The organism is Candidatus Neomarinimicrobiota bacterium (assembly GCA_021734025.1).
GTDB lineage: Bacteria > Fidelibacterota > JAANXI01 > JAANXI01 > JAANXI01 > JAANXI01.
Genome location: JAIPJS010000002.1, coordinates 24,389 through 45,252, shown reverse-complemented (window position 1 = coordinate 45,252; position 20,864 = coordinate 24,389). Strand labels below are relative to the sequence as shown.

The window sequence follows — 20,864 nt, the reverse complement described above, 5'->3', positions numbered from 1 at the left end:
TGGTTGAAAATTAGGAGGGAACATGGTCGATCAAACATTGTTAGAGATTTTAGCATGCCCAAAATGCAAGCAGGAACTTGAATATGACGAAGAGAATCAAAAACTGATTTGCAATGAATGTCGGCTGAAATATGATATCGAAAATGACATCCCGATTATGCTCATTGATGAGGCGGAAAGTTTCTAATCATTGGGGCTTGACATTTGGACCGCCCCCGTATAGATTCTCGCTTTATGCAAGTAATTCAACAACCAAGGAGATCGTTTACTGAACCTTTGATATCAGGGAACTGAAAACCCAGGTATACGCCTGGCAATCCTGGCAGGAAATCCTGCCGAAAACAAAATACGGACTGTGAACATGTACCTGTACTCAGGTTCAGAGACAGACGCGAATGAAAGGGCATTCGATTTCTGTCGCATGAAGGAGGCTTTATGTTGAAAACCCTTAATACACTTGTACGAAACACGCTGCTCGTTCTGCTTCTGATCGGATCTCCGGGGTTAATCTTCGCGCAGAGCGAAGCGAGCGGTATTTTCCTTTTAATTGCACCAGGGGCCCGTGCCGGCGGTATGGGCGAAGCGCAAGTCGCGCTGGCCAACGATGCATACGCCAGTTACTGGAATCCTGCAGGGCTTGCCTTCCAGGATAAACAGGAACTGGCTGCCATGCACGTCAACTGGCTTCCGGGACTGGCAGACGATCTTTATTACGAATTCGTTGCCTATCAGCGTAACGTCCCGAATCTCGGGACATTTGGCGCCCACTTTGTGTATCTCAGTCTCGGGGAACAGATCCGAACCGGCGAAACCGGTCCGGACGCCCTGGATACATTTTATAGCTACATGTGGAATATCAGCCTCTCCTATGGCGCGGCATTGAATGACCACTCCGCATTCGGGATGAATGCCAAGGTGTACCGGCAGTTTCTCGCGCCGGAGGGCGCCGCGGCCGAACTGGATAAGGACGGTGCCTCTACCGATTTTGCATTCGACCTGGCATATTTAAACAAACAATTATTTACAGATAGATTAGCTTTTGGCGCTACGCTCTCCAATATGGGGCCCAGCGTCACCTTTATCGACGCTGACCAGGCTGATCCGCCGCCCACCACGTTGCGGGTCGGGGTGAATATTGCGGCCATCCAGGGAGAACACAATACCGTCAACATCGTATACGATGCCAGCAAGATGCTGGTTGCCAAAGATGACCAGGGCCGGGCGGTTCCGTTCTACAAGGCGATTTTCACCAGCTGGTTCGATGATGACCCCCAGACGGAAATCAACCAGATCCTGCACAACTTTGGCGCCGAGTACTGGTACAGTCAAATGTTTGCCATCCGCGTGGGCGGGTTCTACCAGGTGTCAGGTGACTTCACCTCCGGAAGTGATGATCCGGGCGAAGCCGGTGGCTATCCGATTCCGACCTTTGGTGCCGGAATCCGGTACGCCAACTACGGGTTTGATTTTGGATACATTGCCGGTGACGATAATCACCCCCTGAACAATACGATGCGGTTCTCGCTCAATATGCAATTCTAGCGGGGACATCATCTTGAAACATTACGGTTCTCTGTTCAGCGGGGGAGCTCGCACTCTCGCAAAAAATATCTTTGTATTATCTTTTCTGTTCGTCTGTATTGCAGATATCCCAGTGATTACCGCCCAGATTCCGGGTAAATCCAATGTGCAGCTGTCCGGTAATTTCACTGTAGCAAACAACGTTGTGAACGGGAATCACCGGCTGGCAATTGTCCGGGTTGATTTTCAGCCGGATACGTCGGTGCTTACCACAGGTGATGGAACCTTTGACCTGAGTGACACCACTACGATTACCGATACCATCATCGATCCCCCACCGCACAACGCGGCGTATTTCAAGGACCAATTGGTTGCTCTCCATAATTACTACTCCCGCGTGTCCAACAATACACTTACCATCGATTGGCAAAACTCCCCGATATTTCCCAATGATACTGACGGCGCTTATACCCTGTCCGAGACCATGCGGGGTTACGGTAAAGGGTTCGCTGATACCACCCAGGAGAGTAACTGGGCGAAATTACTTGATGAAACTTATGACCTCACCAAAGGTGATGTGGATTTCAGCCAATATTCCACACTGGTCATTGCGCACGCCGGAGTCGGACAGGATTTTGATATTCCGCTGGACGACTCGCCATTCGATATCCAGTCAGCCTATCTGGATGCGGAATTTCTCCAGGACCATTTTTCGGATTCGCGGCGGGCAGAACTAGAAAATGCCGGAATTGAACACGTACTCATTTTGCCGGAAACGCAGAGCCAGCTGGATATCGGTATCGGACTAACCGGTACCTTTGCATTGCTTTTTGGATCCAGGATCGGGTTACCGGCTTTGTATAACACCGAAACCGGGGCCTCCGTTGTTGGAAAGTTCGGACTTATGGATTTGGGATCAAATAACGCCAACGGCATTGCACCGTCCTATCCCAGCGCCTGGACGCGGCTCTATGCCGGGTGGGACACGGCCAAAACGGTCAATAGCTCCGGTGATTACAGTGTTCAGTCGCCGGAAGCCGGAGGGCTGGAACCGACAATTCTCAAAATTCCCATCAATCACTCGGAATACTATCTCGTGGAAAACCGGTTGCGTCAGATCAGGTCGTCTTCGCTGGACTCGTTTATGGTGAATTTTGATACGCTTTTTGTCGAACGGGATCCGGAAACACACGTCATAACCGATGTAGAAGAATATGATGCCGGAATTCCGGGTGACGGACTCCTGATTTGGCACGTGGATGAATCACAGATCCAGGCAGGGCTTGCTGAGAATGCAATTAACACCGATCCGGACAGACGCGCGATCGATTTGGAGGAGGCTGACGGAGCACAGGACATTGGGCAGTATTATGGTGTGTTTGGCGGCGGTCGCGAAAACGGCTGGTTTTTTGACCTGTGGTTCGCCGGGAATGATGGGTTTTTCCATCTGAATCCCGACTATTCAACTGACGCCGATTCTACCATCGGCTTTACTCCGGAGACACATCCGGATTCATATACAAACAGCGGGACGTTTTCCGGCATTGCGATCACAGAGATACCGGCCGCTGATTCCCTGGTTCAGGTGCATGTGGATTTTGACCTGGATGTTCCGGGTTACCCGATCACCGGTCTGGCCAGCGATCCGGCGCATTTTCTTTCGCTGGGATACGGGAGCAATCACTTTTTAGTGAGTACAGCCATAGGAGCAAACACTCCGGATTCTTTGGAAGTCTGGATAAAGAACCGAAACAATATCGTTACATTTCCAGCAGGTGGAGTCAACCGGAATATTGAGTCGATTGCCGGCAGAATAAATGAACAAAACCAGGCAGTCTTTGGATTGCTGGAAGTGAATTCCGGGGTGGGACCGGATTCGGTATTTGTGGAGACATTGACCATTGAAAACGACGGAAGTCTTGTGCAACGCTCGTTGCTCAGTGGAGTAGCGGGGAGACCGGTCACTCAGGTGATTGACGACACGACCGGTTATATCTTTGGTACGGATCACAATCAGATTCACCGAGTTAATACCAGTGGGGGAGCGGATTGGGTTATAGAGGTGCCTGATTCGATAAAATCAATAAGTTTGACGAATAACGGGAATCTCTACATTGGCACTGAGAACGGTCTGTATTTGAGCACAGATGGCCAGGATGTTGTGCTCCGGGATGAAGAGCCAGCCTCAGAGTTAGTTACCTCCGGGAATGAGGTCTATATTCGAAATGACAGAGGACTAAGGGTGTATTCGGCCAATGACATCTCATATGTTGAGGCCGCGGATCAAAGTGCAATCCAGTACCATACGATTGCTGCTGCAGATATGGACGCAGACGGCCGGAATGAACTTGTTGCACTCGGACAGACTGAAACAGGTGAATGGCGAATTTTTGCATACAATAATAATGATGCATTGGTCAATAATTTTCCCATCGACCTTGACGGCGATTACCGAAACCTTTCGTTCGGGGTGAGCGATGCAAATCTCGACGGAACCCCGGAGATATTTGCGGCGAATGATTCCGGACAGATCTATGGTTTTGCATCTGACGGCAGCACTCTGAGTTACTTCCCAATCGATATCGGTGAGCCGGTGAGTGCGCCATTGTATTTCGGAAGTGAAAACAACGACCACTCCGTACTCGTGCAGGGGCAATCCGGACAGGTCTACGGGTATTATTCCCGACCGCTTAAATCCGGTGTTGAAGCCGGACGTACTCTCTGGAGTGGCCGAAACGGGAACGCATCCAACAGCAGATATGTACCGGCTTCTGTATTAGAACCAGGCACTCCGGATGATAAGCCGATTCGCCGGGCCTATGTCTATCCCAATCCAATAAAATCAAAATTTGCCACATTCCGAATCGAAGTGAATGCGGGGGATAGAATCCTTGTCTCACTCTATGATTTCTCCGGTCGGTTTATCAGAAACTGGGAGCTAAACGTCCATTCCAATGAATCCGTATATGAATTTGCATGGAGTACCTCCGAATTGCCAAGCGGCGTCTATTTCGGCCAGGTGGAAGTGACCGGAAACGGAATCAACCAGACCGAGATTGTAAAGGTTGCGATCACCCGATGAGACGATTGGCTCATGCGTTTTTCCTGGGATTTATGATTTTCAGTGCGGTATCAGGTTCTGCTCAACTGAATACACCTAATCATCCGGAACTGGAATGGTTCACTATTGAAACCGAGCATTTTTACGTCCATTTCTATGAGGAGACAGAGCGTTCTGCTCGTGTTGCGGCAAAAATAGCCGAAGAAGTTCACGGCCCGGTCACCGACCTGTATGATGTGGAACTTGATTCAAAGACGCATCTCATTCTGAAGGATACTGACGACTATTCCAATGGCGCGGCATATTATTACGATAACAAGATCGTCATCTGGGCGCTTCCGCTGGATTTTGAACTTCGCGGCAGCCATAACTGGCTCCGGGACGTGATTACTCACGAATTCACCCATATTGTCCAGCTCTACGCCTCTATGAAGTTCACCCGGAAAGTCCCGGCAATTTACTTCCAGTGGATAAATCCGGAACGGGAGCATCGGGAGGATGTCATCCGGGGATATCCGAATACGCTGGTTTCGTATCCTGTGGCAGGTACGGTAATTCCGCCGTGGTTCGCTGAGGGAGCTGCGCAGTACAATGTAAGGGAAACGCCATACGATTACTGGGATTCCCACCGGGATATGATTCTCCGGGACCGCGTGCTCCATGAGAATCTGTTGTCCTGGAACGGCATGAATGTCTTTGGGAAAAAGGGTGTTGGAAATGAATCTGTGTATAACCAGGGATTTTCGCTCGTGTCCTATATTGCCAGAGAATACGGCGACAAATCCCTGCACAGAATTACGGATGAGATGCAGTCACCGCTCGCAATCTCTTTTGACAACGCCGTTCGCCGCGTCACTGGCAGGTCAGGGCAGAGTGTCTATACTGACTGGGCCGATTCACTAAGACAGTTTTACTCGTTTCACACCGCGAATATTCGTGGTGCCGAAAGCGATATCGAAGTCCTCTCCGGTGAGAGCACGGGTAATTTCTATCCCCGCCTGAGTCCAACCGATTCGCTGGTGGCATATCTCTCAAACAAGGGGAACGATTATCTCTCCCAAACCGGACTTTTCCTGTATGATGTTGCGAAGGAGAAATCCCGGATGATCTCGCCGTTTGCGACTTCGAGCGCCGGATGGGCGCCGGACGGTAGAAAACTGGTGTATACGCATCCAAGTCAGCCCACAAAATACGGATCGCTCTATGACGATCTTTACCTCTACGATCTGGAGAAAGAGGAGGAAGAGCGGCTTACTGAAAATAAACGCGTAAAAAACCCGGATTGGTCACCAACGGACTCACTTGTGGTGTACGTCTCATCTTTTGACGGATCGCAGAACCTGTATCTGTACGATTTTGCCGCGGACTCCAGCCGGAAAATCACTGATTTCAGTAACGGTGAGCAGGTTTTTGCTCCGCGGTTCTCTGCGGACGGTTCCTCTATAGTCTTTGACATGAATACCACATTTGGTCGTGATATATACCAGTATTTTCTGAACGCTGACGAACTCACGCTCCTCATGGATTATCGCTGGGATGTCCGGACACCGGTCCTCCGAAACGATACACTCACCTTTGCTGACGATCGCACGGGAATCTTCAATATCTACCAGAGGGATTTGGATACCGGGGAAGAGTGGGCGCTCACGAATGTAACAGGTGGGGCATTTATGCCGGAGGTGACCGAATCCGGAATGCTCTATTTGGCACTGTATGAGGACGCTGGCTATCGCCTGGGAAGATTCGAGCCCAACGGGGAGGTTACGCCGGATTCAATGGAATACAAAAATTTTCCCGAGGAGATACCATCCGCCGACTATAATGATGAAAATATGGTCGGCCTGGATGCAGAGGAATATACCTCCCAATACTCGCATATGTTCCTCGTCCCCCGCCTGATGATTGAATACGGGACCGTAAAGCCAGGCGTTTATTTCTTCTCCAACGAAATTTTGGAGCAGATGAGCGTGATTGGTTCTGCCAGCATTAACCGTATCAAAGATATTGACCTGTTCCTGGCGTTCGACTATAACAAATTGAAGCCCACCCTCTATGCGGATCTGGCATTTCTGACCCGGAATATTACCGAGAAAATTTATTTCCATGAGGAACTCACCGGGCCAAACGATCCCCAGGAAAAGGCGGATATTCGGTTTACACTCATGCAAACGAATTTCGGCGTCAGAGGGGAGTGGTATCGGTTTCCGCTAGGGAAGCTGTCTTGGGACTTGTACGGTCGATTTGAACAATATAGTACCTTCATAAAATATCTACTTTCCGCAGAAGAAATTCCGTCACTCCCTGATAAAAATAATTTTATCTCCAAGTTGCGCTACGAGTACTATATAGGCCGCCATCTGCATTTCGATGTAGACTGGGAACCGTTTAAACTTCGTACCGGCCGGCTGTCGTATATCAATAGCGGAACCCACCTGAAAACGAGTGTTGCTTATAGTTACGAGCAGAACGACTTTATCAACGACTTCCGTATCTCTGAATCCGGCCTGCTGGAAGAAGTGTATACACCAAACAATTATCATAAAATCGAGAATCAACTGAATGTCGGCGTCACCCTGCCGTTTTGGGACAAGAGTGCGCTCACAGGAAAAATCCATACCGGATGGATTTCCAAGGAAAATGTGGATGACTTTTTCCATTTTTTTGGTGGTGGTATGCCCGGTATCAAAGGATATCCGTTTTATAGCATCGAAGGATCGCGGCTATGGAATAACACGGTGCAATGGATGGTACCGTTGGTCACCGGTGCGAATTGGCGATTTGTTCAGTTTAATTTTCGGGATATCTACCTGGGGCCGTATTACCAGATCGGCGACGCCTGGACGGACGGAATTAACAATATCGAGTGGAAACAGGCTGCCGGCATGGAATTGCGGATCGGCGGGTTTTCCTTTTATATGTATCCGACCGCCATTACCCTGGATGCAGCATACGGATTTAACTCATTCACGCTCCAGTCCGATGACACGGAAGGCTACGGGGAAGAGTGGCGGTATTACCTGAAATTACTGTTTGAGTTCGATACATAATCAGGAGTATACCATGCGTTATTTAACAAGTCTGCTTACCGTTTTCCTCATTCTCTGCAGCGTCGTATCCGCAGCTGATTTTGCCACGCAGCTCCGGTCGGAGAACCGGCTTACCCGATCCCCGGTAATTGAGTGGAATACCTATCTCCTGCAAGCGCAGGAGGATTCCATAGGATTGCCGCAGTCACCGCTTAACAAGAACTTTTTTAAATCAGCGCTTATTCCTGGCTGGGGACAATTATCCCAGGAAAAATATACTCACAGTGGCATATTCCTGGGAATAGAAGTCGCGGCATTCGTTGGATACTCGGTGTACGATCAGAAGTATGCGGATAAAAAGGATGAATTTCAGGCCCATGCCAAGGACCACTGGAGTGTTACTGACTGGCTTGATCTGTATAATCCACAGAGTGATCCGTCAACGCATACCGTACATATCCGGTATAAACCAACCGGGGAAGAGTTTGCCTATCCGGTGACCAACAACAGTGTGGATTATCCGTGTCCGCCGACCACCTGCCCGGAAGACTGGGAGATGGTCTGGGACCACGAGGGATACGAAAACGCCTACAAGTATGATCAGTTTGCTATGGGGTGGGATACATATGATCCGGCAAACCCGGATAATACGACAGATTCGGACGAAATCAATCCCAGTCGGTATGAGAATAAGTTATTACGGGACAAAGCGAACAGCTTCGCGGAAACCAGTACCATGTTTATTTACGGGGTCCTGTTTAACCACATCGCCTCAGCATTTGAAACAATTCTGTTTCCCCCGGAGGCCGACGAGGGGACAGCGTTTCGTATGCAGATGCGGTATCAACCAGCTCAGGTTCAGGATGAAATTATCAGTACCGTGAACCTGGAGTGCAGATGGTAAAAACTCATTGAAAGCGAAGCATTCCACCCATACCTTTGACGATACTATGATGAAACATATGCGCACAACACATTGGTTTACCCTGCTGCTCACTGCGATAATTTTCCTTGGATGCAACCGGGGCGCCAGGCGGGAACAGCAGGATGTTGAGTTCCGGTTCAACCGTGGAAAAGAATATTTCCAGGACGAAAAGTATTACAAGGCAATCGAGGATTTTAATTATGTTGTCCTGAACAATCCCGGTGGTGAGCATGCTGATGACGCACAGCTCTTTGTTGCTGATGCTCATTATGAACTTTCGGAATATGTAGTCGCCTCCTCAGAATATCGCCGGTTAATGCGCCGGTATCCGGAGAGTCCCCTGGTGGAGCAAGCCCAATATAAACTCGGGATGTGCCTGGTGGAACTCTCACCACACTATCAACTGGAACAACAGTACACCAGGCAAGCTATTAATACCATGCAGAGCTTCCTGGAAAGTTACCCCTACAGTCAATATGCGGAAGAGTTGACCGGCCTGATCGATGAACTGCGGGCAAAGTTGGCGCACAAAATGTACAGCAACGGGCACCTTTACTATGTGCTCCGGCAATATGATTCTGCGATTATCTACTACGATGAATTACTCAGCCAGTATTACGATACGCCCTGGGCAAACATTACCCGACTTGAACGAGCCAAATCATTGATGAACCTGGATCGGGATGAAGAAGCAATCACCCAGATCCGGGAATTATTAAACCGTGATCCGGAAGAGGAAATTCGCATTGAAGCCGAGAGTCTTTTACAGGAACTGAGCGAGACCCCGGCTGTCGCTGATAACTCCAAGGATCTGGAGTAATTCTCCGTGCAAATTTGTCTGATGGGCGGAACCTTCGATCCGCCGCATTGGGGCCACCTGCTCTTGGCGGAGATTCTCCGCGACTCCCATAGTATTCAACAGATTATATTCATTCCTGCGTATATTCCGCCCCACAAACAGGATGCCGATATCAGCAGCCCGGATCATCGTCTGGAAATGCTTTCGCTGATCTGTAAGGGAAATCCATATTTTGAGGTAGATCCCAGAGAAATCGATCGTAAGGGGGTCAGCTATACTATCGATACCGTCCGGGAGATTAAAGAGGAGCAAGGACTTACACGGAAAGATATTGGCCTGTTTATCGGTGCGGATAACCTGATCGAACTCGACTCCTGGAAGCAGGCCGACGAACTAGTCCGTGAATGTACAGTGCTGGTTGCAGCTCGTCCGAATGCTCCCATTGATGGAAAGACCCCGTATCGGAATGCGGTTCAATTTCTGGATCTCCCGGAGATAGAAATCTCTGGCAGCGACATCCGCACCCGGATGAAAGCGGGAAAGTCGATTAAATATCAGGTCCTTCCGGCCGTTGAAGAGTATATCACGAAAAACAATCTGTACGTTGACGGCTAACTCCGTCCTTTCGCATTTTTCCGTTAAAATCCACATTTTGTTCAGTACATTACATAAACAAAACATTTTGATTGTAGCACAGGAGGACGACACATGAATATGATTCGTATAGGTATACTCTCGTTCCTATTTGTTTTTTCCCCAGTGGCACTCGTTGCGCAAGAAGACTCTACGGCAACACAAGCCTGGGAAAATGCGTGGGGCACCGATCTTACATTTGCACATACCAGTTTTGATAACTGGTCCAAAGGTGGACGGAATACCTTAAGTCTGAACTGGTATAACGACATGCGGTTCACCTATGAACACGAAAAATCGAAATGGAGAAACACGGCGTTTTATGTGCTGGATTATACCCGGGTTGATCGCCAGGAAATCCAGAAGACGGATGATCGTCTCGAACTGGAATCAATTTACTCCTTTACGATTAAGCCGCCAGTGGATCCCTATGCTGCACTCACTATGAAAACCCAGTTGCTTCCGGGATATAATTATGTAGATGGTGAAAATACCGCACAAAACTCTGCTTTTTTTGACCCCGGATACGTCACACAATCTCTGGGATTTACCCATGCTATCGAAGAAATCCTTGTGACGCGGGCGGGCTACTCTGTCAAAGAGACATTCGCCCCGAAGTATGCGAAGGAGCAGATGGATGATTCCACAGATACCTACAAAATCGAATCCGGTCTTGAATTCGTCGCTGATTACAGCCAGAATTTTAGCGATAATGTCGAAGTAAAGAGCAAGTTTGAATTGTTTTCTGATTTGAAAGCACTCAATACAGTCGATGTGTTCTGGAAAAATTATCTTGCTGTTCGATTCAGGAAAAATATTACCCTCCAGTTTCAATTCACGCTCTGGTATGACCGGGATATCGATACCAAACGCCAGATTAAGGAGTCCACAACCGTCGGATTACATTATGCGATATTCTAATAGACTGAATTTCGGATTATTCCGCTTGTGAGGCAGGGCGCGTATCCATCTGAACAGATAACGGAAGTACCGCCGTACAGCAAATTAGCGGCAATTTATGACACCGTAATGGCTCACATCGATTATGAGGTGTGGATTGGCTATTATCAGTCGCTGGCGGAAAAACACGATATTGTACCTGAGCGTACGTTGGACATTTCTTGCGGCACAGGCCGGACTATTCCATATATGAAGACTTGGAGCGGTAACTTGTATTGTATGGATCAAAGCCTGCCGATGATACGAAAATTGTATGAATATTTTCCGAATTTCCGGAGCCGGTCCTGGGTAGGAGACATGTCGCATTTGCCGACGACACTCCAGTTTGATTTGATTATGAATATCCAGGACTCCGTCAATTATTATACCGATCCCACTCGGGTGCAACACCATCTGGAGAATGTCTATTCCCATCTCACTGCTGAGGGAAGTTATCTCTTTGATTTTTCTACCGTGGACAATATCCGAAATAATTTCATCGATATGGATGAGATTTACGAAGCGGATCGCTATGGTTATGAGCGGGTGAATACTTTTATGCCCAGGAAGCGGCTGAATCTGACGGAGTTCTATATTTGGGAGCAGGATACAGAGGAAGAGCAGGTATTTCTGGAAAAGCATTTACAAAAAATGTATACCATTGAAGAAATTGACCAATGTTTGCAGGATTCGCCATTCTCAGCGTGGTTTTTTTATGAAGATGAGTCCTTCCGGGAGGCGACATCCGAGGCTGAACGAGTGCATGTCGTGGTAAAAAAGTAATCCTGCGAAATTAGTGCTTTGTGCTGTTGAGAATTTTACTAAGTTTCGTTCCAACAAAAGGTATGTTAACTTAATCCATGATTTATTTTTATAACGTCTCGAAAAGATTTTCCCGGGGAAGCGGAGTGCGCGACCTCAATTTCAGCATCCACAGAGGGGAATTCGTCTGTATTGTTGGCCCTTCAGGGGCCGGGAAATCGACCGTTTTAAAATTAATCTACATGGATGAAAAACCCTCATCCGGAAAAGTCGTAGTCGATAACTTTGACAGCAGCATGCTGCAAAAGGATGGTGTCCCGTATCTGCGCCGGCGGGTGGGAATGGTCTTTCAGGATTTTCAACTGTTGCACGACCGGAATGTATACGATAACGTTGCCCTGGCATTGCGTGTGATGCGTGTCCGCCGGCGTAAGATTAAGAAGCGTGTCCTGCAAGCTCTGAACAGTGTTGGAATAGGCCACCGAGCTCAGTATTATCCGCAGGAGCTTTCAGGCGGTGAACAGCAGCGGGTATCTATCGCCCGGGCTGTAGTAAAAGAGCCGATTGTGCTCCTGGCGGATGAGCCCACCGGGAATCTGGATCCACAGGTGGCCCGGGAAATACTGGCACTACTGAGGCGCATCAACGAAAAAGGAACAGCTGTTGTGATGGCGACGCACAACTACAATCTGATTAAAGAGACTCCGTTTCGTCGGATCAGATTAGAAGAGGGAGCCATGGTGGACCAATGAGCGCCGGATTTTTAATCAAGGAAGGGTTCACCGGGCTGACACGTGCGAAATTTCCCTCGTTCGTCGCCATCCTGACGATAACTATATCACTTACACTACTGGGGATGGCGTACCTGGGAGGCACCAATCTGTATCGTGGATTCAATGCCATGAAATCACAGTTTGGCGTGGAGGTATTTTTGCTGCCCAGCGCCACAGATTACGACCGCTCCCGGATTGAGGAGCAGTTAGAACAGTCGGAGTTGGTGTCGGGGTGGGAGTATGTTACCAAAGAGGATGCGGCGAAACGGTTTCGGGAAGAATTCGGTGAAAATATCAATGAGGTGTTGGATGCCAATCCGCTACCGGAATCATATACGGTATTTCTGGACGCCCGCAATCACGATTATAATGACGTATCTTTGGTGGCCCAGGAATTATCCCGCATGAACGGGGTGGACGAGGTACAGTATCGACAAGGGTTGTTGCGCCTGCTGGACCGCTATTTTAATGCCGTCCTCATCGGAGGAGGGATCATTCTGGCTATAATTCTTGGAGCGGCCATATTATTAGTGGCAAACACTATTAAACTCAGTATTTTTGCCAAGCGGGAAGTCATTCGCATAATGCGCCTGGTTGGCGCCACGGATCTTTTTATTAAGACGCCGTTTATCATAGAAGGGTTGCTCCAGGGGATTATCGGGGCAGGCCTGTCACTGGGTATATTATACGGGGCCATCCAGGGAACAAATTATTTGTTACGCAGTTTTTTTCAGGCGAACCTGGCAATGGATTTACCAATGATTGTCGGGGTAATTGGAGCAGGAATATTGTTTGGATTACTGGGGAGTTACAGGTCAATCAAGATGTTTATTACCCAGATCCGGATATAACAGTGGGGAGTTGTATCTTGATTTTATTTGAAATAGGGGATAATTTTTCCAGATATAATCTGGTGAAAACTGATTAGGTAACGGAGATGGTTGCTGAAATATTAACAGATAGAGAAAATGCCGTTCTGGAAGCCGTCATCCTGGATTTTGTCCAGTCGGCAAAGCCGGTAGGCTCCCGGAATGTAGCAAAGAATTCGGTGCTGGATGTCAGTGCGGCTACGATTCGGAATGCTATGGCCGATCTGGAGGATAAGGGCTATCTGACCCATCCGCATACTTCTGCCGGCCGGATTCCGACGGATAAGGGGTACCGGTACTACGTCGACTGGCTAATGAAAATTTCCGGTCTGACCAAGGAAGAACGGAGTCTGTTAACTCTGGAAGTGGATCAGAATGCTCAGGATGTGGAAGAAATTCTGAAAAAGACTTCCCGGGTTCTGGGGCAGTTGTCCGACGAGCTTGGGATAGTTCTGGCTCCACAGTTTTATCAGGGCATCCTGAAAAAGCTCGAATTGGTTGAAATCTCCAGTGATAAACTGTTAGTCGTCATCAACATTAAGTCTGGAATCGTGAAGACCGTGATTATCGAAGTAGCACATGCCATCCCCCGGGAACGGCTTCCGGACATCTCGCAGCTTTTAAATGAACGGCTGGCCGGATTAACGTTGGAAGAGGTAAAGCGAACCATTGATGAACGCTTCCGGGATCTGGAGGATTCGGATGATGAGTTAATTCAGATGATCCTGGAAAAATCCGATTCGTTGTTTGATTTTACCGAAAGGGTGGATGTCCATGTCTCCGGCGCAAAGAATATCGTGCGACAGCCGGAACTGCAGGATCCGGAAAAAATGACCAGTTTTATGGAGTTGGTCGAGCAGGGAGAGCAATTAGCGGATCTTTTCCAGGGATATGAGGATTCAACCGAAGACCTCTTTATAACAATAGGCTCAGAGAATAAGCGGGCAGTAATCTCGGATTATAGTATCGTCGCCAGTACCTATAATTATAGCGGTCTCACGGGGACCATTGCCATTCTTGGCCCAAAACGGATGTATTATGACCGGATTGCAGCATTAGTGCGGGTAACGGCGAATTTAATCAGTGAACAATCAAATGAAACGTAATTGAAAGCGAATTACAGGAATTTAATTATGGCAGAAGAGACTAAAGATCAAGCACAGGAAAGTGCTGAAGATAAAGAAATATTCGACGAAGAAGCAGATAGTCGACAAAACGGTCAACAGGAAGAACCGGCGGATACGACGAACGACGAACAGGAGGGTGAGGTCGAGGCTTCGGAAGAGGAAGAACTTTCGGAAGAAGAGCGGTTAGAGCAGCAGTTGAATGAACTGCAGGCCCAGTACAACGAACTCAACGACAAGTACCTCCGAATTGCTGCGGAGTTCGAGAATTATAAAAAACGGACCGATCGCGAATTTTCACGGCAGGTGCAGTTTGCCAATGAAGATTTGTTCAGGGATGTGCTCCCGATCCTAGATGATCTGGAACGGGCTGTAAATTCGACCAGGGAGGAATCCTCTTTCGAAAAATTAAAGGAGGGCGTAATGCTGGTCTACAATAATTTCAAGAACCTGTTGGAGCGCCGCGGGGTAGAACCCATCGATTCTGTCGGTGAGCCGTTTGATCCGGAACTCCATGAAGCGATGATGGTCCGTGAGTCGGACGAATACGATTCCGAAACCGTTGTTGAGGAATTCGAACGCGGCTACAAATTGGGAGATAAAGTTCTTCGACATGCTAAAGTTGTGGTGAGTAAATAGATATGCCGAAAGATTATTACGATGTTTTAGGGATCGACCGGAATGCCTCGCAGGATGAGATTAAAAAGGCCTATCGCAAAAAGGCCGTGAAGTACCATCCGGATAAAAATCCGGACGATCCTGAAGCTGAAAAGAAATTTAAGGAAGCCGCAGAGGCCTACGCCGTATTAGGGGATGAAGAAAAGCGGAAAAAGTATGATCGCTTTGGACATCAGGGCGTCGGTAGTGGTGCTGGTGCAGGCGGTGCTGGTGCCCAGGGCTTTGGTGGATTCTCCAATGTGGAAGATATTTTCGATGCGTTTGGCGATATCTTTGGCGGTGGTGGCGGTAGCGGATTCGGTGGATTCGGCGATATCTTCGGAGGAGCACGTCGTTCCGGTCGGCGCCGGCAACGCGGCTCGGACAAAGGAAGCGACCTGAAAATCCGGCTCAAGTTATCTTTGGAAGAAATTGCGGAAGGCGTTTCCAAAAAAGTCAAAGTCCGGCGTCTGGAACGCTGCGAAGAATGTAACGGCAGCGGTGCCAAAGATCCCGATGCCGTGAAAACGTGTCAGGTATGTGGTGGACAGGGTGAAGTACGTCAGAGCACTCAATCCATCTTTGGGCAGATGGTGAACGTACGACAATGCGCCAACTGTGATGGAACTGGTGAAGTGATTGAGGACCTCTGCAGGACATGTGGCGGATCCGGATTGGTCAAGCAGGAAAAAACTATTGCAGTGGATGTTCCGGCCGGCGTGGCGAATGGGAACTATATGACAATTCGCGGCGAAGGCAACAAAGGACCCCACGGCGGACCACCCGGAAATCTCATTGTACTGTTTGAGGAAAAATCGCACAAATTTTTTACCCGTAAAGGCGATGATATTCTTCTTGAAGCACGCATCTCGATCTCCCAGGCGGTGTTGGGTGACGAAATAAAAGTTCCGACCCTGAACGGAAAAGCCAGCCTGAAAATTCCAGCAGGAATTCAATCCGGAAAAGTGCTCCGGATGCGGAAAAAAGGATTACCATCCCTGGAAAGCTCCCGGAAGGGGGACCAGTTGGTGAAGGTGAAAGTATTTACACCTCAGAAAATAACCGATGAGGAAAAGGAACTGTTTCGGCAACTCCGGGAATTCGATGAAGAACACCGGGAAAACGGAGAAGGCGGTTTGTTTGAAAAAGTCAAGAATGCCTTCAACGCCTGACTGAGTTTATGCTCAATCAGTAGTTAAATTTAAGTGAATTAGCAGAGGGGCACTTGCGGCTGACTACACAGGAACGTCGGGTGGTTACTTTCCTGGTCATCACCCTGTTTGTTAGCGGCGGCATCCGGCTGGTTCAATCGTATCGTTCCGTTCCCACAGCCCAACAACAATTTACGGATTCCCTGCTGGTTGCGCGAGCAACTCAGGTGGATTCTCTGGTGAAAACGCATCAGGCTCCCACCAGCAAAACGCCCGCCCTCGCTCCGATGGTTAATCAACGGGTCTCCTTACAGCTTAATATTAATACTGCTGACCGGGAATCCCTGATGGAATTACCCCGGATTGGCCCCGCGATGTCTAAACGAATTATTGCACATCGCGAAAAGAATGGATATTTTAAATCGTTTGAAGATTTGCTGAAAGTGAAGGGGATAGGCCCGGCTACAATTCAAAAATTGAAACCATTTATCTATTTTTAAACCGAGTCAGCCCATAATGAATTAGGAGGTAGCGTGGCTTACGAAATTGAATCGAAACAGCATTGGGGATTAAACCTGCTGATTGTACTGTTGGTTGGTGTTCTTTTCGCCGTTCTGATGATTCCAAAACAGATATGGGAAGAGGAAGAACAGTATCGCCAGGAAAGCCGGCAGAATATGCAAAATTTGTGGAAAGTTGAAAATGTCTTTTTTGATTTGACCGATTCGTATACGGAAATCGGTGAAAACGCCATCACCGTTGTCAATGCGGTCTACGATTCATTACAAGACAGTGTAGAATTCTATGGGAACCAGTCGTTAACGGTTCCTCCTAAATCATTTACTCTGAATGTTGAACGGAATGCTATCGTTGAATGGATTGATTCGACCCTGGCTGATACCACGTATCAGGCGTATTGGCAAGAACTAGTTGAGTATGTTAACAATGTAGCTGTAGATGATTCCACCAATTCCGGGCAATTTGCTCATATGCTCCTCTCTGCAGCCTATGATTCCGTCAAAGCTGATACGACATGGTCAGGGCAACAGACGGTAACGATTCCGTTTACATATGATTTATTCGTCGGCCGCGACTACGCAGGCGCGTACGACACGACCTTTGTTACCTCCAAACGTACTGAAACCACGGTCTTTGATACTTCCTTCCATGCCATTATATCTGCCGATGAAGAAGATACTACGGCTTTGGATACACTTTGGTTTCCCAAGCGGGATTTAAGTGATATGCAGTTCCGGTATGAGAATATTCGATTTATTGATACGAGCATTACCAGAGAGACCCGGTGGATTACCGAAACTATTCAGAACCGGCCAACAAAAGAATGGTTGTATGGTCCACTCACCGGCAAACCGTACGAAATTCGAATTACCGGTGGAGATGTCCAGCACTTACGTATCACTTCTCCCATCGAAGGTGAATATAGAGAACGCCGCTATGTGGTCTTTGCGTTTTCAGATACCAGTCATGGATTTATTGAAGACGGGGAAGTAAGCTGGGAAGAGGAATAATCCCCACACATCCCGTGGTGAACCTTCGACTAAGATTGGGGCGAAAATAGGGTGGTTGGCGTATCTTTCCTTGGGAAAGCTGTTGTTTATATCCAACAAATTACTGACGGGGGAAAACCGGTTATTGAAATGGCCGGCCAAACTCACCTTTCGTCTGATTGGCACCTGGGAAATATTACAACCCCGGATTTCCGGGGCGAAATTCACGAAATACTTCAGATCGTCAAAAATGATCTGCATTTTCCCGATCGTATACTGAGTATTGTTCTGCCTCCTGAATGGATTCATTCTTACATTGCACATGTCGATACCGCATTACCACCAGATCGGCAACGTGAATTTCTTCACTGGGAGGCAAAAAAACGGATCGGGTCCCAATATGAGCGGTTGGAAACCCGGCTGTATCCTATGCGAACTTCTGACGGCATAGAAGAAATTCTAAGTGTCAATCTTCCGGAGAAACTGCTGCAAAATTTGAAGGCGGCAGCCGACGAAATCCATCTGACCATCGAGTCAGCCGAGTTAAGCGCAGTTAGTGCATCCAGTAATATTCCGCAAGCCAACGAAATGAGGTATTTAGCCCGGTTTACCACAGACACGGTCGAAATTACGCAATTCAGTAACGGGGTTATTGAAGGGGCGGGATTGTATCGGTTGCAACCTGATGAAAGCCCCCAGTTACTCCGGTGTAGTGGTGGGATGTCGGTCGCACAAGAATTTCGAGCGGTTTTGTCCGCTGTTTTGAGTGGCGAGTCGATGGGATCCATACCGGTTCATGTTTACGGGCTGGATATCCCGGAGGCCATTCATTTTGCTGTGGAGTCCGAGACAGGGTACAGTTACCTCCCTTCATTTTCGGGATTCCATGTCAATTTCAGAGATGAAGCTGATTTGGCGGGTGAATCAAAGTATGCGGAGGTTGCCGGAGCTATTCGACAGGCGGTGGCAGGCACATTATGATCAGGATAAATCTGCTTGAGAAAGATCGCCTGGGCCAGGATCCGCTGGAATCTGACCTTCCCGAAGATGCTGGTGTTCCAAAAGAAGAACCGACCGGCGTCCCCCCTGAGGAAGCGGAAACACAAGCAGCAGAGCCTGAAGAAGAACTGCAGGAAACGGAACCAGCCGAAGATAGTGAACCAAAGGTTCATCTCCCGAGAGGGAAGAAGCGACAGCCGGGACAGCCGCCCCGCAAGCGCCCCCCGAAAGATGCGGCATTATCCAGGGGGCCCTCTACCGGATTTATTGTATTCTTGTTGCTTATTGCAATTGGTGTGACGGCTTATTTTTCCTTTTTCCACAAATCGGATATGCCGGAACCGGTGCCGGTGAGTACGGATACGACGGTACAGGAAATTACCCAGGATACGGTTACTACTCAGCCCGCCGCTGAAGCGTCACAGCAGGTGCCGCCGGAGACCAAACAAATCCCGGAAAGAGCTGAATCCCCCGGCTATTTTCAGAAATTTAGCGATCAGGAATTACGTTATGCGGTAGCACATGGCAAGAAAAAACTGGAAAGCGCTTATCGCCTATTGAGTAGTATCCAGAACCAAAGTGATCTCGGATTTTTATCCATCGGGAATGAACATCTGACGCTCAGTGCGATCACCGAATCGCCCTCATTTGCAAACCGGATACGCCGGCAGGTAACAAACACCAGTATTATCCGTAATATAGAATTATTTCAGGTAACCGGACTCACCAGTGACAATTTTACCGAGGTGTCGGTATATGCAAATCTGACAGCGCTGGAACGGCAAGCAGAGTCTACCGATCTCCGCCAGGTCGATATCGGTGATGTACACCACCAACTAAAGGAATGGATAAGCATTCCGACAATTGAACTTACCGAGTGGAACGCGAAACAGGTCAATAACGTCAATGGCTGGAATAGGGGACCGTTATATATCCAGATGGCCGGAACAAAGACCGGGATTATTCGGGTGATTCATTCCCTGAAGAATTATGGGTACAATTTCGGGGTCTCTAAAATTTATGTTTATGCGCCCCGGGGAAATGCGAATACTTCTGACCAGTATATTTTTAAACTGTTTATCACACTATTCGGTGCAGAGAATCTATGACCCGGGTGATTGCTGGCGAGCACAAAGGCCTCAATCTTCATAATCCCCCCGGGAAATCTATACGTCCTTCGACCGACCGAACCAAAGAGTGGATCTATTCAGTCCTGTATGACGTGAGTGAATTAACCGTCCTTGATATTTTCTGTGGCGCCGGCAACCTCGGGATAGAAGCACTCAGTCGCGGTGCTTCGCGTTGTACCTTTGTTGATTCGGCATCTAAGGCAGTGAAACTAACCACGGAAAATATTGCATTAACCGAATATGAGGACCGAACTCAGGTAATACGCCTTGATGCTCTCAAGTTTTTGAAGGAGGCGGGAGCTCTGTTTGATCTTATAGTGGCTGACCCACCCTATGAATACGAGGACATTGAGAAACTCATCCCACTGGCAGTAGACCGGCTTACCGAACCCGGACGATTCTTTCTGGAAACGAGTCTGCCTATCACCGGGACACTACCGGACCATATCACAGAAATCCGGCAGGAATCGATGGGCGGTACTGTCGTAACCGTTTACGGAGAACTGGAATGAAAAAAGCAATATATCCCGGCACATTCGATCCGATTACCTTCGGACATCTTGATATCATTAAACGGGCTGTTCGGCTATTTGATCATGTGGTCATCAGTGTGGCAGAGAATCCAGGTAAGAATCCCCTGTTTACGGCCGAGGAACGGGTGAAGATGATTGAAGAAGTCTGTGACGTGAAAAATGTTTCCGTAGACCGATTTCAGGGCTTGCTGGTAGAATATGCCAAAGAACAAGGGGCTATCGCTCTGATTCGCGGGCTCCGGGCTGTCAGCGATTTTGAATACGAATTCCAGATGGCCCTGGTGAACAGAAAACTCTCGGAAGAACTCAGTACGGTATTTCTGATGCCGCACGAACAATATACACACTTGAATTCATCAATTGTCAGGGAAGTCGCCAGCTTCGGCGGAGATGTGAGCCCATATGTCCCGGGGAAGATCGTGACATACCTCAAGGAAAAATTTTCGGAGTAGAA

20 protein-coding genes are annotated in these 20,864 nt (G+C 48.3%); all 20 read left to right on the top strand.

Annotated elements, in window-relative coordinates:
• Nucleotides 1-22: 22 nt before the first annotated feature.
• The 20 genes from K9N57_02420 (at nucleotide 23) to coaD (ending at nucleotide 20,862) form a co-directional block, all read left to right on the top strand.
• Nucleotides 23-187, top strand: a complete 165-nt coding sequence (locus K9N57_02420; protein ID MCF7803022.1) for a Trm112 family protein — start codon at nucleotides 23-25, stop codon at nucleotides 185-187.
• A 248-nt stretch (nucleotides 188-435) separates the two neighbouring features.
• The gene (locus K9N57_02415; protein MCF7803021.1) at nucleotides 436-1,542 is read left to right on the top strand and encodes a PorV/PorQ family protein; all 1,107 of its coding nucleotides are present in this window, start codon (nucleotides 436-438) and stop codon (nucleotides 1,540-1,542) included.
• Nucleotides 1,543-1,555: 13 nt separating this feature from the next.
• The gene (locus K9N57_02410; GenBank protein MCF7803020.1) at nucleotides 1,556-4,603 is read left to right on the top strand and encodes a T9SS type A sorting domain-containing protein; all 3,048 of its coding nucleotides are present in this window, start codon (nucleotides 1,556-1,558) and stop codon (nucleotides 4,601-4,603) included.
• Complete coding sequence (locus K9N57_02405) at nucleotides 4,600-7,629, top strand: hypothetical protein (protein ID MCF7803019.1); 3,030 nt, start codon at nucleotides 4,600-4,602, stop codon at nucleotides 7,627-7,629. Before K9N57_02410 ends, K9N57_02405 begins: the two co-directional genes overlap by 4 nt.
• 13 nt (nucleotides 7,630-7,642) lie before the next feature.
• A complete protein-coding gene (locus K9N57_02400) occupies nucleotides 7,643-8,512 on the top strand; it encodes a hypothetical protein (protein MCF7803018.1) in 870 nt (289 codons plus the stop codon).
• 58 nt (nucleotides 8,513-8,570) lie between these two features.
• Nucleotides 8,571-9,353: an outer membrane protein assembly factor BamD gene (gene bamD, locus K9N57_02395; protein MCF7803017.1), complete on the top strand. Its 783-nt coding sequence runs from the start codon at nucleotides 8,571-8,573 to the stop codon at nucleotides 9,351-9,353.
• Between the two features lie 6 nt (nucleotides 9,354-9,359).
• A complete protein-coding gene (gene nadD / locus K9N57_02390; protein MCF7803016.1) occupies nucleotides 9,360-9,947 on the top strand; it encodes a nicotinate (nicotinamide) nucleotide adenylyltransferase in 588 nt (195 codons plus the stop codon).
• Between the two features lie 93 nt (nucleotides 9,948-10,040).
• A complete protein-coding gene (locus K9N57_02385) occupies nucleotides 10,041-10,886 on the top strand; it encodes a DUF3078 domain-containing protein (GenBank protein ID MCF7803015.1) in 846 nt (281 codons plus the stop codon).
• Between the two features lie 27 nt (nucleotides 10,887-10,913).
• A complete protein-coding gene (locus tag K9N57_02380; GenBank protein MCF7803014.1) occupies nucleotides 10,914-11,687 on the top strand; it encodes a class I SAM-dependent methyltransferase in 774 nt (257 codons plus the stop codon).
• A gap of 77 nt (nucleotides 11,688-11,764) precedes the next feature.
• Entirely contained in the window at nucleotides 11,765-12,418 is a 654-nt protein-coding gene (gene ftsE / locus K9N57_02375; protein MCF7803013.1) for a cell division ATP-binding protein FtsE, read from the top strand.
• A complete protein-coding gene (locus K9N57_02370) occupies nucleotides 12,415-13,290 on the top strand; it encodes an ABC transporter permease (GenBank protein MCF7803012.1) in 876 nt (291 codons plus the stop codon). The genes ftsE and K9N57_02370 overlap by 4 nt, the downstream gene beginning before the upstream one ends.
• Before the next feature lie 86 nt (nucleotides 13,291-13,376).
• On the top strand, nucleotides 13,377-14,414 hold the full coding sequence (gene hrcA / locus K9N57_02365; GenBank protein MCF7803011.1) for a heat-inducible transcriptional repressor HrcA: 1,038 nt from the start codon (nucleotides 13,377-13,379) through the stop codon (nucleotides 14,412-14,414).
• Nucleotides 14,415-14,441: 27 nt separating this feature from the next.
• Nucleotides 14,442-15,071, top strand: a complete 630-nt coding sequence (grpE, locus tag K9N57_02360) for a nucleotide exchange factor GrpE (protein ID MCF7803010.1) — start codon at nucleotides 14,442-14,444, stop codon at nucleotides 15,069-15,071.
• Between the two features lie 2 nt (nucleotides 15,072-15,073).
• The gene (gene dnaJ / locus K9N57_02355) at nucleotides 15,074-16,261 is read left to right on the top strand and encodes a molecular chaperone DnaJ (GenBank protein ID MCF7803009.1); all 1,188 of its coding nucleotides are present in this window, start codon (nucleotides 15,074-15,076) and stop codon (nucleotides 16,259-16,261) included.
• Nucleotides 16,262-16,527: 266 nt separating this feature from the next.
• Nucleotides 16,528-16,740, top strand: coding sequence for a helix-hairpin-helix domain-containing protein (locus tag K9N57_02350; protein MCF7803008.1), 213 nt, complete (start codon nucleotides 16,528-16,530; stop codon nucleotides 16,738-16,740).
• Nucleotides 16,741-16,773: 33 nt separating this feature from the next.
• Entirely contained in the window at nucleotides 16,774-17,769 is a 996-nt protein-coding gene (locus tag K9N57_02345; protein MCF7803007.1) for a hypothetical protein, read from the top strand.
• Nucleotides 17,770-17,898: 129 nt separating this feature from the next.
• The gene (locus tag K9N57_02340) at nucleotides 17,899-18,729 is read left to right on the top strand and encodes a hypothetical protein (GenBank protein MCF7803006.1); all 831 of its coding nucleotides are present in this window, start codon (nucleotides 17,899-17,901) and stop codon (nucleotides 18,727-18,729) included.
• Nucleotides 18,726-19,856 (top strand): hypothetical protein, encoded by a 1,131-nt coding sequence (locus tag K9N57_02335; protein ID MCF7803005.1) that lies wholly within the window; start codon nucleotides 18,726-18,728, stop codon nucleotides 19,854-19,856. The genes K9N57_02340 and K9N57_02335 overlap by 4 nt, the downstream gene beginning before the upstream one ends.
• A complete protein-coding gene (locus tag K9N57_02330; GenBank protein MCF7803004.1) occupies nucleotides 19,853-20,389 on the top strand; it encodes an RsmD family RNA methyltransferase in 537 nt (178 codons plus the stop codon). The genes K9N57_02335 and K9N57_02330 overlap by 4 nt, the downstream gene beginning before the upstream one ends.
• Nucleotides 20,386-20,862, top strand: a complete 477-nt coding sequence (gene coaD / locus K9N57_02325; protein ID MCF7803003.1) for a pantetheine-phosphate adenylyltransferase — start codon at nucleotides 20,386-20,388, stop codon at nucleotides 20,860-20,862. Before K9N57_02330 ends, coaD begins: the two co-directional genes overlap by 4 nt.
• Nucleotides 20,863-20,864 lie beyond the last annotated feature (2 nt).

Bases quoted from the DNA above. Each gene is read 5' to 3' on its own strand.
- K9N57_02420 (MCF7803022.1), top strand. From the start codon at position 23: ATGGTCGATCAAACATTGTTAGAGATTTTAGCATGCCCAAAATGCAAG.
- K9N57_02415 (MCF7803021.1), top strand. From the start codon at position 436: ATGTTGAAAACCCTTAATACACTTGTACGAAACACGCTGCTCGTTCTG.
- K9N57_02405 (MCF7803019.1), top strand. From the start codon at position 4,600: ATGAGACGATTGGCTCATGCGTTTTTCCTGGGATTTATGATTTTCAGT.
- K9N57_02400 (MCF7803018.1), top strand. From the start codon at position 7,643: ATGCGTTATTTAACAAGTCTGCTTACCGTTTTCCTCATTCTCTGCAGC.
- bamD (MCF7803017.1), top strand. From the start codon at position 8,571: ATGCGCACAACACATTGGTTTACCCTGCTGCTCACTGCGATAATTTTC.
- K9N57_02385 (MCF7803015.1), top strand. From the start codon at position 10,041: ATGAATATGATTCGTATAGGTATACTCTCGTTCCTATTTGTTTTTTCC.
- ftsE (MCF7803013.1), top strand. From the start codon at position 11,765: ATGATTTATTTTTATAACGTCTCGAAAAGATTTTCCCGGGGAAGCGGA.
- K9N57_02370 (MCF7803012.1), top strand. From the start codon at position 12,415: ATGAGCGCCGGATTTTTAATCAAGGAAGGGTTCACCGGGCTGACACGT.
- hrcA (MCF7803011.1), top strand. From the start codon at position 13,377: ATGGTTGCTGAAATATTAACAGATAGAGAAAATGCCGTTCTGGAAGCC.
- grpE (MCF7803010.1), top strand. From the start codon at position 14,442: ATGGCAGAAGAGACTAAAGATCAAGCACAGGAAAGTGCTGAAGATAAA.
- dnaJ (MCF7803009.1), top strand. From the start codon at position 15,074: ATGCCGAAAGATTATTACGATGTTTTAGGGATCGACCGGAATGCCTCG.
- K9N57_02350 (MCF7803008.1), top strand. From the start codon at position 16,528: ATGGTTAATCAACGGGTCTCCTTACAGCTTAATATTAATACTGCTGAC.
- K9N57_02340 (MCF7803006.1), top strand. From the start codon at position 17,899: ATGGCCGGCCAAACTCACCTTTCGTCTGATTGGCACCTGGGAAATATT.
- K9N57_02335 (MCF7803005.1), top strand. From the start codon at position 18,726: ATGATCAGGATAAATCTGCTTGAGAAAGATCGCCTGGGCCAGGATCCG.
- K9N57_02330 (MCF7803004.1), top strand. From the start codon at position 19,853: ATGACCCGGGTGATTGCTGGCGAGCACAAAGGCCTCAATCTTCATAAT.
- coaD (MCF7803003.1), top strand. From the start codon at position 20,386: ATGAAAAAAGCAATATATCCCGGCACATTCGATCCGATTACCTTCGGA.